The following is a 12,894-nucleotide window of genomic DNA, read 5'->3' as shown; positions in this document are numbered from 1 at the left end:
TTTTAGATGGACAAAAATTTAGAAGAATTTGAGAAAATTTTAGGTTTTCAATTTAAAAATAAAGATCTTCTTAAAACAGCTTTAACTCATAGATCTTATAAAATCAGTCATAAACAAGAAAATTTAGAAGATAATGAAAGATTAGAATTTTTAGGGGATTCAGTTTTAAATCTTTGTATTTCTATGTTAATTTTTCAGAAATTTCCAGAAGATAAAGAAGGTGAACTTACCAAAAAAAGAGCTTATTTAGTATGTAAAAATACTCTGATAAAAATAGCTAAAAGATTAAAGTTGTTAGATTATATTTTTTTAGGAAAAAGAGAAAAAAAATTGGATATGAAAAGCAAATCCAACATTTCAGCAAGAGCGTTAGAAGCAGTAATCGGAGCCATGTTTTTAGATGCAGGTTTGGAGCCTACTTGTGAAAAAATAAAAAAATGGTTCCGTTCATATTTAGCAAGATTTCCCAAAACACCTCCTCATGATTATAAAACACAACTCCAAGAGTTATGTCAAAAGGAATTTAATCAAAGACCAGAATATGAAGTTATTTCAGTTTCAGGTCCATCACATGAACCTAAGTTTGAAATAGCAATTAAATTAAATGGAGAAATAATTACTAAAGCTAAAGGAACTTCCAAAAAAGAAGCAGAAATCTTAGCAGCTAAAAAGGCTTTGAACATTTTAAAAAAAGAAATTAGCAAAAAATTAAAGGCTTTTACTCTTGATTAAATCTTTTTAAAATATTATCTTTTTAAAATAAATTCTTAAAAGGGGTATATAATGGAAGAAAATAATGCCTTTGTAGATAAAAGGCCTACTAAATCAGGATTTGTTGCTATTATAGGACTTCCTAATGTAGGTAAGTCCACACTTTTAAATCAGATTTTAGGAACCAAAGTTTCTATTGTCAGTCCTAAGCCTCAAACAACACGTTTTAATATCAGAGGAGTGTTTACTAAAGATAATTATCAAATTATTTTCATTGATACTCCAGGAATACATGATGCCAAATCATTATTTAATCAAATTATGGTTCAGGAAGCTTTAAAAGTTTTGGAAGAGGTTGATGCTATTCTCTGGGTCATGGATGTAAGTCATAGATTACCAGAAGAAGAAAAAATTTTAGATTTGATAAAGAAAGCCAATAAACCTGCTATTTTGGTTTTAAATAAAATTGATCTCATAAAAAAACAGGAACTTTTACCTATTATTGATTATTTTTCTAAACTCCATGATTTTAAGGCTATTATTCCTATTTCAGCTTTGCATAATGATGGAGTGGATAGAGTAATTGATGAGTTAATTAAAATTTTACCAGAAGGTCCTTTTTATTATGAACCAGATCGTATTACAGATCTTCCTTTAAACTTGCTTATAGCAGAAATAATCAGAGAAAAAATATTTTTATTAACATATCAGGAAATACCTTATTCTACAGCAGTAAAAGTGGAAGAAATCAGAGAAGAACCGGATAGAAATCTTCTTTATATTCAAGCTACAATATTTATTGAGAGAGATTCTCAAAAGGGGATTATTATTGGTAAAGGTGGAAAAATGTTAAAAAAAATAGGAACCTTAGCCAGAGAAGAATTAGAGTTTCTTCTTGGAAAAAAAATATATTTAGATCTCTGGGTTAAGGCTTTAAAAGATTGGAGAGAAAAAGAAACTCATATAAGAAGACTTGCCATTCCATTTAAAGATTAATTCTTTTTATTTCAACTTATAAGCCTCCTTTAATTTCTCTATTATATTTTTAAATTGTTCTAACAGTTTTTCTTCATTCTCAAGTAATTGTTTAACTCTTTCCGTATTTCCGCTATCATGTGCTTGTATAATTTCTTTTGCTGTTAAATGAATATTTCTATGAAGTTCTTCAAACTCTTTAAAGAAGGGTAAATCTTTAAGCTCTGCTCCTTCACCTTTATAAATCCATTTACCCATTTCGCAGGATTGATAATCACCAAGAATTTCAGGGTTAAGTTTGTCAAGACCCTTCAAATGAGCTTTCACTCTTAAATACAAGCGTTCATGGTCACTTTTGAAAATATCAAAAAGCATTTCCCTAAGCTTATGAATTTTTACAGATGTGGCTGAATGCCTTAAGTCTGAAGAGATCATTAAAAGTTGATATATAGATTTTCCAAGATTTTCTATCAATTCTTTAACTTTATGTGCTAAGTCAGCTACATTTTCTACATTTTTGGTGACTTCTTCACTTGCTATAGATTGTTCTTCTGTAGCAGCTGCTATTTGAGCTATAGCATTTTTAACATTTTCAGAGGAACTTACAATGTTATCAAGAGCATCTTTAACTTTATTCAATCCTATCAAAGCATCTTCCACATCCTTAGCAGTTGTTTCCATATTAGAAAAGGCTTCACGAGTTTCTCCCTGAATAGTATTAATTATATTAGCTATTTCATTAGTAGCGTTCAGGGTTCTATCAGCAAGTTTTCTAATTTCATCAGCAACTACAGCAAATCCCTTTCCATGTTCTCCAGCTCTTGCTGCTTCTATAGTAGCATTAAGTGCTAAAAGATTAGTCTGATCAGCTATATCTTTAATAAGTTGAACAATGTAACCTATTTCCTCAGCTCTTTTATTTAAGTTTTCTATTATATTTTTTAAAGCTTTAGTTTGCTCATTAGCTCTGGTTATAGTTACACCAGCTTCTTCAGACAATTCTTTGCCTTCAACTGCAAGATTAATGTTCTGAGTAGCAAGTTCAGCTACCTGATTAGCATTTTTAGCAATATCTGCTACAGTAGTAGACATCTCTTCTATAGCCGCAGCTATTTGAGAAGTTTGAGTTTTTTGAGTTTCTGCATTTTCTAAAATTTTATCTGATAACTCAAAACTCTTATCTATAGAATCTGATAACCTTTGAGAGAAGTTTAAACATTTTTCATTTAGATTTGTAAAAAAGTTTATAAGTTTCTGAATGCTTCTTGCCATTCTTCCTGTTATATCAGTATAATCTTGATATTTTATTTCTACAGTAAGATCTCCCTCTCCCATTTTTTTAAGAATTTTTGCAAAATTGTTCAAAGGTCTGTGTGTTATAATATAAGTTATAAAAACTGACAAAAAGGCTCCTATGATTCCTAAAAGACCTAAGATAACATAGCCAATTTTAATTTTATTTATTAAAGAAAAAACGTCTCTATAAGGCATGGTTATTATTAAACCACCTAATAAATCTCCTTTATTTACTTTATGACAGGTTAAACATTTTTCTTCAGCTTTTAAAGGATAAAAACCTATTAAATTGCCATCTTTTTCTAAAACCTTTACCTTACCCTTTGATAAGAATTCTTTTTCTTCAGGAGTAGAAGGATAAAATATGTTTTTATCCTGTCCAAATTGAGAATCCACTTTTATTGTTCTTAAAATTTTAACATTTTTTAAAGTGCTTAGATAATAATTGCGAAGTTCTCTGTAATTTGGATTTGTCATATCTTTTACTAAAGATTCTTTTACAGCTTTATAATAGGTGGGTAAAGTTTTTTTCTTGATCTGGTAAAGAGTGGTAGTATGAAGTGTATAGCTTGTAACTAATACGGTTATTATTACACCTATAGTGATTATAAAGATTAAAGGTAAGGTAAGTTTCCAACGAAGTTTAAGAGTTTTATCTAATTTTGAAAATAATCCCACTTTTACCTCCTTTCTAAAATTAGTATTAAGAGATGTTTTATAACTCTATTTTATAGAATTTTGTTTTTAAAATCAATAGTTAAAAATAAAAAATTTTTAAAACATTTTGTAATTTAAATGAAATTTTTGTAAATAATTAAAAATTATACAAAAATAGAAAGAAATATGCGGGAGGAGGGATTTGAACCCTCACGGGGATAATCCCCACCGGATCCTAAGTCCGGAGCGTCTACCGTTCCGCCACTCCCGCAGTTTTTAAATTTAAATTTAATATATCTCCTCTATTTTTCAATTCTTGATTTAAAGTTACTCAGATTTATTCAATTAACCTATTGAAATTAGATAAAAATTTTTTATTTTTTAAATTTATAAGAATAAGGGAAGCAGGGTTTAAGAGGTGGTTGCTCTGGGAGTTCTTTGAAAAGCTCCCAGGGAGGAAAGTCCGGGCTCCACAGGGGAGGACGCCGGGTAACACCCGGAGGGAGTAATCCCTGGAAAGGGCCACAGAAAACAGACCACCAGCGGCCTAAGGAGTTTTTAAAAACTCCTTAGGTGCGGGCAAGGGTGAAAAGGTGGGGTAAGAGCCCACCGCACCGGATGGTAACATCCGGTGGCACGGTAACCCCCGTCCGGAGCAAGGCCAAAAAGAGCGCGACGGGTGCCCCGCCCAATGCGCTCGGGTAGGCCGCTTGAGGGTAGGAGTAATCCTACCCCCAGAGAAATAACCACCACCTGGGTAATTTTTTCACAAAGATGAAAAAATTACCCAGGTAACAGAACCCGGCTTACTTAAACCCTGCTTCCCCCTTTTTGATTTAAAAACAATGTTTAAAAAAATAGAATTTATAAAAAGCATATACAATCTTAAAGATCTCCCCCCTCCAGAGTTTCCAGAAATCGCTTTCTTAGGTAGATCCAATGTGGGGAAATCTTCTCTTATAAATGCTTTTTTAAATAGGAAAAATATAGCAAGAGTCTCTTCAACTCCTGGATTTACTAAAGCTATAAATTTTTTCAGGGTTGACTATCTTTTTTACTTGGTTGATCTTCCTGGATACGGTTTTGCTAAGGTTTCTCCCAAAATGCAAAAAAAATGGAAGTATTTAATTGAAGGTTATTTAAAAGCCGTAAGAGATTTGCGTTTATTGATTCTTATTTTTGATATAAGAAGAACTCCAGATATTATGGACACAAAGCTTATAGAATTTGTAAATTTTATCAAAAAAACTTATTGTATAGTTCTCAATAAAATAGATACTCTTTCTAAAAACGAAATTAAAAAACAAATAGAAATATACAAAAAAATCTTCAATCTTGATCCCAAAATCCCTTTATTTTTAACTTCCTGCAAAGAAAAAGAAGGAATAGAAACTTTCAGAAAATTTATTTTATCTAAAATTAGATCCTAATTTCTCAATTATAGTGTTGGTTAAATTTATAAGAGAAATATTTCACAAAGAGTTCTTTATTTCAAATTAATCTGTTTTATTATAAAGCCATTTTATAAAAATAAACAAAAGGAGGTAGATGTATGGGAAACAGATTAGCTAATCCTGCACCTTTAGGTCTTACAGCATTTGGTATGACTACAGTTTTGCTTAATTTGCACAATGCTGGAATTTTTCCTTTAGGGACAATGGTTTTAGCTATGGGAATTTTTTATGGTGGACTTGCTCAGATAATAGTTGGAATTATGGAATGGGTTAAGGGTAACACTTTTGGTACAACAGCTTTTTTATCTTATGGATTATTTTGGGAAACTTTGGTTGGATTATTGTTAATGAGCAAACTTGGCTGGTGGGTTGGTCCTGCTAAAGAGGCTATAGTTGCTTATCTTATTATGTGGGGAATTTTTACTTTTTTAATGTGGATAGCTCTTCTTATAGGAAAGCATAACATGGGCCTTCAACTTGTTTTTATAACTTTATGGATTTTATTCTTTTTGCTTGCTATTAAAGAAGCTACTGGTAATGCCTTGATTGGTAAAATTGCAGGAATTGAAGGTATTATATGCGGTTCCTTAGCTATATATGTAGCTTTTTCACAAATATTCTCTGAAGCAAAAGGATCTTAAGAGGGTTTATCAGGAGCCGAATTATTTCGGCTCCTTTTCAATATTTAATTTCATTCCATCATAAGCAGCAATTATATTTAAATTTAACTCCTTACTTAAGTCTTTAGCTACTTTAAAAGGATTAGCTTTTAGCATAGTCATTCCAAAATGAGTGAGAATAACAGTTTCTGGTTTAATTTTAGTTAAAAGTTTTTTAATATCAGGAATACTCATATGTAAAACCCCTTCCTTAGGGGTATAACGAACAGTATTTATTACAAGAATTTGGGCATCTTTAAATTCTTCAGAAAGTTCTTCAAAATAGGCTGTATCTGTAAGAAATCCTAAAATTTTTCCTTCAGGAAGATAAAAAAGAAAACCATAATTTTCAGCAGTATGTTTTAACTCACAAGAAGTTTTAAATTTAAACGGTGGGTTTTCAAAAAAGGTATAAGGTTTTAAAATTTCAAGTCGGTATAAAAAGGGCTGTAAATAGGGAAGAAGGATATGTTCTTTTAGAGAGCTTTCTGTCAAAAATACAGTTCCTCTTTTTTTAAATCCTCCTTCTGTAATAGCATCTACCATTATATTTAAATCTGCAGAATGGTCTAAATGTTGATGAGATACCAAAATGGTATTAATTTTTTGTAAAGGAATTTTTCTTTTAGCAAGATAAACAAGAGTTCCTGGACCTGGATCTAAAAGAAGGTAAGAATCTTCAATTTTTATAAGTGTTCCTGCTGAGGCTCTAAGTTGTTTAGCTACGACATACCTTGCTCCTGCTGTTCCAAGAAAAATAATTTCACTCATGATTATAAAATTTATGATAATTTTTATTTTTTGACAAGTTAAAACCAAAAATCCCGCTTAAGGTTGAAGGAATAAAAAAATTTACACAAATAGGTAGATACTACTCTTTCTTGACATTTAGCTAAATAGCTATATATTTTTAAGTTGAAAATGATTCCCAATAAAAGACAGTTTTAAAGGAGGTATGTCATGAGCAAAGATATAAAAGAGGTATTAAAAAAGATGGATCTTAATTTTTTTGCAAGTGGGATATTTAAAATTTTGCTTCAGGAGTTTAAGGAGAAGCTGTTAAAAAATGAAGTAGTTCTTCTTGATGTAAGAGAAGAGGTAGAATTGAATTATTTGAAATTTCCTTTTGGATTAAACATTCCTTTAAAAGAACTCCCTGAGCGTTTGGAAGAGATTCCTAAGGATAAAGAGATAGCTGTGTTTTGTCCGGGGAAAATAAGGGCTACTATGGCATATCTCTTTCTATTAACCGAGGGTTTTGACAAGGTAAAGATTTTAGATGCTACATCTTCGGAGCTTGCAAGCATTTTTAAGCCTCCTTATGTAAAAAAATTGTGTAACGGTTAAAAAATTAACAGGTAATTAAAAAAGAACTTGAAAAAAATGTTCGAATTTCACAGACATAAATGCTGGATTTCCACTCTTGGTTTTAGAGCTGGGGTTATTGCTTTAGATAAACTTGATGCTAATAAAATAAAAATATGAAACTTTATGTAATTATTGAGACTTGATATACCTATGAGCTGTATGTTTTTTAGACAGGCTTCAATATGCAACTGATTGTACAATTAAAATTAATTCTGAGATAAGGAATAGAATTACCCAAACAGCTTTTATGGGTAAATATTATCTTAGAGGCTCTGGTAGAGGATATTTTAGCATTTAACACATCGCCTATGGAGGGATGTCATGCTTGCACATTATTTAGAAGTAGCTGGAGTATGTTTTAGTTTTTCTTTTTTATTTGCCCTTGGGGGGGTCGGGGCAGCGGTTGCCATTGTCCCTATACTTGTGTTTCTCGGTATTCCCTTTGCTATAGCGCGTCCTACAGGACTTTTTGCAAACTTTATGTCAACAGGTTCTGCTACCTTTTATAATCTAAAAAAAGGCTTGGTTGATTTTAAACTTGCCCTTCCCCTTATACTTTCTTCTATTGCCTGTTCTCCCATAGGAGCTTATGCATCGCACCTCTTTCCTGAAAAAATCGTAGCCATAGCTTTTACTGCCTTTCTTTTTTTTGCAGGAACAATGGTGTATGTTCCAAAAAAAGCTGTATTTAAAGAAGAAACCTCTATCTTTTATCCTGTGCTTATTGGTGCTATTGCAGGATTTGTATCTGGATTTCTTGGAGTGGGAGGAGGTGGGCTGATTTCACCTTTTCTTATCCTTCTGGGATATAATCCCAAAAAAGTTGCTGTAACCACTGCATTCGTAGTTCCTTTTTCTTCTTTTACAGGATTTCTTGCTTATTGGAAGATGGGAAGTGTAGATTGGATGATACTTCTTTTTGCAGCAATACCGTCTTTAATTGCAGGTTACATTGCCTCTTATATTACCCACCGTTACCTAAAACCTCAGCAGGTAAAAAAACTCTTAGGCATCCTGTTTTTTATTCTTGGTATAAAATTTTTCTTAAAGTATGTTAAATTTTAACGAAATTTTTTAACTGAATTTTATAGGATAAGAAAGCTTCTGTCGCATTTTTGAAGAGTTGCAAATTCAGGCAGATTCTCTCTACAGGTTGTAATGGAAAGATTTGAAAATTTTGTATTACTTATGATGATATAATTAACAAAAGGTGCAATTTTTTCCTGCCCCTTGTTTTCAAAATTATGTAGTATAATAGAATAATCCTTTTTACCAAAGTATTTTGCTAAAAAACGGATAAAAGCGAGAGGAGACAGAGGTGGAGGAAAAGAAGTATTCGCTTTGGGAGATATTTTTTTCTTTTTTAAAGTTAGGTGCTGGTGCTTTTGGTGGGCCTGCTATGGTTGCGTATATTAAAGATCTTTCTGTGCGACAAAAAAAATGGATAAAGGAAGGAGAATTTAAAGAAGGTGTAGCTATTGCTCAGGCAGTTCCCGGAGCTACTGCTCTTCAAGTAGCTACCTATGTAGGGCTTAAATTAAGAGGCATTTTAGGAGGTTTATGTAGTTTTTTAGGTTTTGTTTTGCCTGCATTTTTGCTAATATTAGTGCTTTCCTGGGTTTATACTACTCATCAGCATCTGCCTCAGGTTGCTCAAATATTTAAAGCCTTAAGAGTTGCAGTTGTTGCAATTGTTGCAAAAGCTTTTTTTGATTTCTTTTTGCCAATTTCTCGGAAAGTAAAAGAGGTAAGCATAGCTTTTTTGGCTTTTATTCTTTTTTCCTTAGGTGTAAATCCATTTTTAATAATTTTTACCTGCTTTTTGTTTTCGCTTTTAATATTTAAAGATAAAGGTATAGCCTCTCAAGAGGATCTTTTTATTATTAATTGGAAAAGGATTTTTTTACTTAGTCTTTTTCCATTTTGTTGCCTGGGAATTTTGTACATATTTTTTCCAAAATATTTTAATCTTTCCTTTGTTATGATGAAAGTAGATGCTTTTGCTTTTGGAGGAGGGTATGCTTCTTTACCCCTTATGGTAAGTGAAGTTGTTGATAAGTATGGTTGGATGAGTAAAACTGTATTTATGGATGGTATAGCTTTGGGACAGATTACACCTGGCCCAATAATTATTACTGCAACTTTTGTTGGTTTTTATACCTTAGGAATTATAGGTGCTATTGTTGCCACTATTTCAATTTTTACTCCTTCTTTTGTAATAATTTTTATTGCTTCAGAACTCCAGTCAAAGATTCGCCATTCAGTTTGGTTCGTAAGAGCCAAAAGAGGACTGATTGCTTCTTTTTCAGGACTACTACTGTTTGCAGAACTAAAATTTATAGGAGGAATTGATTGGAATTTATTTAAGATAATTTTTGCTTCAGCTTTAACATTAGCACTTTTAAAAAGGGTAAATATTTTGTGGATAGTTGCTTTTACTGTAATTTTGTCTTTTTTTGTTCCCTTTTAGTATTTTTTATAAAAAAACAAACCCCTCTTGACAGATTAAAAGTTTACATTAAATTTTATTTCTGCTTAGTTGATCTTTTAAATTGTTAAATAATAAATTTTCCGTGAAACTCTTGAAAAGCCAAGATTTTTAGATAAGCTATCCAATAGCTTGAGAAATAAAACATAATTCCCTTCCCTCTGCGAGGGGTTAGGAGGGAAGGATAATTTGTTTGTCAACCAAAATTTTGGGTTGACAAATTGATTGATTGTGTTATCATTCAATATTTGAAATAGGAGTTATTTGTTCTTTTAAAATAAATTTTTAAATTTTTCAAAAAAGGTCTTGACAGAAATAACTTTTGTTTTAAATTATATAGTTGTTAACGATAAGAGAATGATCTTTGAAAATTGAATAGCGCCTGTGAGGGACCCGCAAGTTATTTGAAAACTTGCGGCCGCACCTACTGTCAACAGTAGGTGCGTATGAGCCGGGAAGTTTTTCCTGAGGGTTTGATCCTGGCTCAGGGCGAACGCTAGCGGCGCGCCTAACCCATGCAAGTCGTGCGGGAAAGGGTTTCGACCCAAGTACCGCGGCAGACGGGTGAGTAACACGTGAGTAACCTGTCCCCGGGTCTGGGATAACCACCCGAAAGGGTGGCTAATACCGGATAAAGTCACCAGGCGCAAGTCTGGCGATGAAAGGGGGGCCTCTGCATAGCAAGCTCCTGCCTGGGGAGGGGCTCGCGGCCCATCAGGTAGTTGGTGGGGTAACGGCCCACCAAGCCTACGACGGGTAGCCGGCCTGAGAGGGTGGTCGGCCACACGGGCACTGAGACACGGGCCCGACTCCTACGGGAGGCAGCAGGGGGGAATCTTGGGCAATGGGCGCAAGCCTGACCCAGCGACGCCGCGTGGGGGAAGAAGGCCTTCGGGTCGTAAACCCCTGTTCTGGGGGAAGAACCCTGGTTTAGTGAATAGCTAAGCCAGGCTGACGGTACCCCAGGAGAAAGCCACGGCTAACTGCGTGCCAGCAGCCGCGGTAATACGCAGGTGGCGAGCGTTGCCCGGAATCACTGGGCGTAAAGGGTGCGTAGGCGGCCGGACAAGTCGTAGGTCAAAGCCCGGAGCTCAACTCCGGAAAGGCCTACGATACTGTCTGGCTTGAGGGCCGGAGAGGCTGGCGGAATTCCCGGTGTAGGGGTGAAATCCGTAGATATCGGGAGGAACACCGGTGGGGAAGCCGGCCAGCTGGACGGTTCCTGACGCTGAGGCACGAAAGCGTGGGGAGCAAACCGGATTAGATACCCGGGTAGTCCACGCCGTAAACGATGGGCGCTAGGTGTGGGGGGTTAAACCCTCCGTGCCGAAGCTAACGCGTTAAGCGCCCCGCCTGGGGAGTACGGCCGCAAGGCTGAAACTCAAAGGAATTGACGGGGGCCCGCACAAGCGGTGGAGCACGTGGTTTAATTCGATGCAAAGCGAAGAACCTTACCTGGGCTTGACATGCCAGGGTTGTACCCCGGTGGAAACACTGGGGGAGCCTGAGATTTTTCTCAGGCGCTCTGGCACAGGTGCTGCATGGCTGTCGTCAGCTCGTGTCGTGAGATGTTGGGTTAAGTCCCGCAACGAGCGCAACCCCTGCCCCTAGTTGCCAGCGGGTAATGCCGGGCACTCTAGGGGGACTGCCGGGGATAACCCGGAGGAAGGAGGGGATGACGTCAAGTCCTCATGGCCCTTATGCCCAGGGCTACACACGTGCTACAATGGGGGGTACAGAGGGTTGCGAACCCGTAAGGGGGAGCTAATCCCAGAAAGCCCTCCTCAGTTCGGATCGGGGTCTGCAACTCGACCCCGTGAAGCCGGAATCGCTAGTAATGGCGGATCAGCATGCCGCCGTGAATACGTTCCCGGGCCTTGTACACACCGCCCGTCACACCACGGAAGCCGGTCCTACCCGAAGTCGCTACCCTAACCTGCTTCAGCAGGAGGGGGGCGCCTACGGTAGGGCTGGTGACTGGGGTGAAGTCGTAACAAGGTACCCCTACCGGAAGGTGGGGGTGGATCACCTCCTTTCTAAGGAGAAAATATAGGGTCCTGAGCAGGCGCTATTCAATATAAATTTTTGATCTTTGAAAAATATTGGTGAACGGATTACGGGCCTATAGCTCAGCTTAGGTTAGAGCGCACGCCTGATAAGCGTGAGGTCGGAGGTTCGAATCCTCCTAGGCCCATTCTCTTATTTTTAGAGAATGGGTTTAGGAGGAAGAGTGGGGGTGTAGCTCAGCTGGGAGAGCGCCGGCTTTGCACGCCGGAGGTCGACGGTTCGAATCCGTTCACCTCCACCACTTAAAGATAAGTGGTGGATAATTTAGATCTTTGACAAGTGAATAGAGGTATCCTTTGGTATCTTTAAGCTGGTTACTGTAGCCAAGCTACTAAGGGCTGGCGGTGGATGCCTCGGGTGCGGGAGGCGATGAAGGGCGTGGTAAGCTGCGATAAGCCCCGGGGAGCCGCAAACAGGCGTTGATCCGGGGATGCCCGAATGGGGAAACCCACCTGGGGGAATGCCCAGGTATCCATGGGTTAAAAGCCCATGGAGGCGAGACCGGGGGAAGTGAAACATCTCAGTACCCCGAGGAAAAGAAATCAACCGAGATTCCCTGAGTAGCGGCGAGCGAAAGGGGAGGAGCCTAAACCAGGCAGGTGTCTAAGCCCGTGGGCGTTGCCTGTCTGGGGTCGTGGGACTACACCGGAGGAGGCCACGGACTCCTCGGGGAGTTACAAAACCGCTCCTTTAGCCGAAGGCGCCTGGAATGGCCCGCCAGAGAGGGTGAAAGCCCCGTAGGCGAAAAGGGAGCGGTCTCCCTGGGTGTAGATCCCGAGTAGCACGGGACACGAGGAATCCCGTGTGAATCAGGGGGGACCACCCTCCAAGGCTAAATACTACCCGCACACCGATAGTGCACTAGTACCGTGAGGGAAAGGTGAAAAGACCCCCGGGGGGGGAGTGAAATAGAACCTGAAACCGCCAGCCTACAAGCGGTCGGAGGGGAGCTTTGCTCCCTGACGGCGTGCCTTTTGCATAATGAGCCCGGGAGTTGTCGTCAGCGGCAAGGCTAAGCCGTTGAGGCGGAGCCGTAGCGAAAGCGAGTCCGAATAGGGCGTTAAGTCGCTGGCGGCAGACCCGAAGCGGGACGATCTACCCATGGCCAGGGTGAAGGTGGGTTAAACCCCACTGGAGGCCCGAACCGGTGGAGGGTTAAAACTCCTCGGATGAGCTGTGGGTAGGAGTGAAAAGCTAATCGAGTCCCGTGATAGCTGGT

9 protein-coding genes, 3 tRNA genes, 2 rRNA genes and 1 other RNA gene are annotated in these 12,894 nt (G+C 37.6%); 12 read left to right on the top strand and 3 right to left on the bottom strand.

From position 1 onward, the window contains the following. Positions 1-6: 6 nt before the first annotated feature. Together rnc and era are read left to right on the top strand one after the other, a co-directional pair. Positions 7-732, top strand: coding sequence for a ribonuclease III (gene rnc, locus CC87_RS07530; protein ID WP_038057767.1), 726 nt, complete (start codon positions 7-9; stop codon positions 730-732). A gap of 51 nt (positions 733-783) precedes the next feature. After that, complete coding sequence (era, locus tag CC87_RS07525; RefSeq protein ID WP_038057765.1) at positions 784-1,707, top strand: GTPase Era; 924 nt, start codon at positions 784-786, stop codon at positions 1,705-1,707. Between the two features lie 6 nt (positions 1,708-1,713). Here era and CC87_RS07520 read toward each other — a convergent pair whose 3' ends face one another. Then, on the bottom strand, positions 1,714-3,660 hold the full coding sequence (locus tag CC87_RS07520) for a methyl-accepting chemotaxis protein (protein ID WP_038057763.1): 1,947 nt from the start codon (positions 3,658-3,660) through the stop codon (positions 1,714-1,716). A gap of 166 nt (positions 3,661-3,826) precedes the next feature. Next, positions 3,827-3,910, bottom strand: a tRNA-Leu gene (locus CC87_RS07515). A gap of 135 nt (positions 3,911-4,045) precedes the next feature. On the opposite strand from CC87_RS07515, the gene rnpB reads away from it, so the two are divergent. The 3 genes from rnpB to CC87_RS07505 all read left to right on the top strand — a co-directional run bounded on the left by rnpB (position 4,046) and on the right by CC87_RS07505 (position 5,734). Then, an RNA gene (rnpB, locus tag CC87_RS08805) (RNase P RNA component class A) lies at positions 4,046-4,462 on the top strand. 22 nt (positions 4,463-4,484) lie between these two features. Next, entirely contained in the window at positions 4,485-5,069 is a 585-nt protein-coding gene (yihA, locus tag CC87_RS07510) for a ribosome biogenesis GTP-binding protein YihA/YsxC (RefSeq protein ID WP_038057760.1), read from the top strand. A gap of 122 nt (positions 5,070-5,191) precedes the next feature. Continuing rightward, positions 5,192-5,734, top strand: a complete 543-nt coding sequence (locus CC87_RS07505; protein ID WP_038057758.1) for an acetate uptake transporter — start codon at positions 5,192-5,194, stop codon at positions 5,732-5,734. A 21-nt stretch (positions 5,735-5,755) separates the two neighbouring features. On the opposite strand, the gene CC87_RS07500 is transcribed toward CC87_RS07505, so the two are convergent. Then, the gene (locus CC87_RS07500; protein ID WP_038057862.1) at positions 5,756-6,523 is read right to left on the bottom strand and encodes an MBL fold metallo-hydrolase; all 768 of its coding nucleotides are present in this window, start codon (positions 6,521-6,523) and stop codon (positions 5,756-5,758) included. Between the two features lie 189 nt (positions 6,524-6,712). Between CC87_RS07500 and CC87_RS07495 the strand changes: the two genes are divergently transcribed. The 7 genes from CC87_RS07495 to CC87_RS07465 form a co-directional block, all read left to right on the top strand. Continuing rightward, on the top strand, positions 6,713-7,099 hold the full coding sequence (locus CC87_RS07495) for a rhodanese-like domain-containing protein (protein ID WP_038057756.1): 387 nt from the start codon (positions 6,713-6,715) through the stop codon (positions 7,097-7,099). 342 nt (positions 7,100-7,441) lie between these two features. Beyond that, the gene (locus CC87_RS07490; protein WP_038057753.1) at positions 7,442-8,185 is read left to right on the top strand and encodes a sulfite exporter TauE/SafE family protein; all 744 of its coding nucleotides are present in this window, start codon (positions 7,442-7,444) and stop codon (positions 8,183-8,185) included. Between the two features lie 253 nt (positions 8,186-8,438). After that, positions 8,439-9,590, top strand: a complete 1,152-nt coding sequence (chrA, locus tag CC87_RS07485; RefSeq protein ID WP_038057747.1) for a chromate efflux transporter — start codon at positions 8,439-8,441, stop codon at positions 9,588-9,590. 479 nt (positions 9,591-10,069) lie between these two features. After that, positions 10,070-11,644 (top strand): 16S ribosomal RNA (locus CC87_RS07480). A gap of 82 nt (positions 11,645-11,726) precedes the next feature. Then, positions 11,727-11,802, top strand: a tRNA-Ile gene (locus CC87_RS07475). Between the two features lie 38 nt (positions 11,803-11,840). Continuing rightward, a tRNA-Ala gene (locus tag CC87_RS07470) sits at positions 11,841-11,916 on the top strand. 80 nt (positions 11,917-11,996) lie between these two features. Continuing rightward, positions 11,997-12,894 (top strand): 23S ribosomal RNA (locus tag CC87_RS07465); the annotation flags it as partial.

This window comes from Thermodesulfobacterium hydrogeniphilum (genome assembly GCF_000746255.1).
GTDB lineage: Bacteria > Desulfobacterota > Thermodesulfobacteria > Thermodesulfobacteriales > Thermodesulfobacteriaceae > Thermodesulfobacterium > Thermodesulfobacterium hydrogeniphilum.
The sequence above is the reverse complement of the archived record's forward strand: the minus strand, read 5'-3'. Positions and strand labels throughout refer to the sequence as shown.

Coding starts and splice junctions, on each gene's coding strand:
- rnc (WP_038057767.1), top strand. CDS start 7: ATGGACAAAAATTTAGAAGAATTTGAGAAAATTTTAGGTTTTCAATTT.
- era (WP_038057765.1), top strand. CDS start 784: ATGGAAGAAAATAATGCCTTTGTAGATAAAAGGCCTACTAAATCAGGA.
- yihA (WP_038057760.1), top strand. CDS start 4,485: ATGTTTAAAAAAATAGAATTTATAAAAAGCATATACAATCTTAAAGAT.
- CC87_RS07505 (WP_038057758.1), top strand. CDS start 5,192: ATGGGAAACAGATTAGCTAATCCTGCACCTTTAGGTCTTACAGCATTT.
- CC87_RS07500 (WP_038057862.1), bottom strand. CDS start 6,523: ATGAGTGAAATTATTTTTCTTGGAACAGCAGGAGCAAGGTATGTCGTA.
- CC87_RS07495 (WP_038057756.1), top strand. CDS start 6,713: ATGAGCAAAGATATAAAAGAGGTATTAAAAAAGATGGATCTTAATTTT.
- CC87_RS07490 (WP_038057753.1), top strand. CDS start 7,442: ATGCTTGCACATTATTTAGAAGTAGCTGGAGTATGTTTTAGTTTTTCT.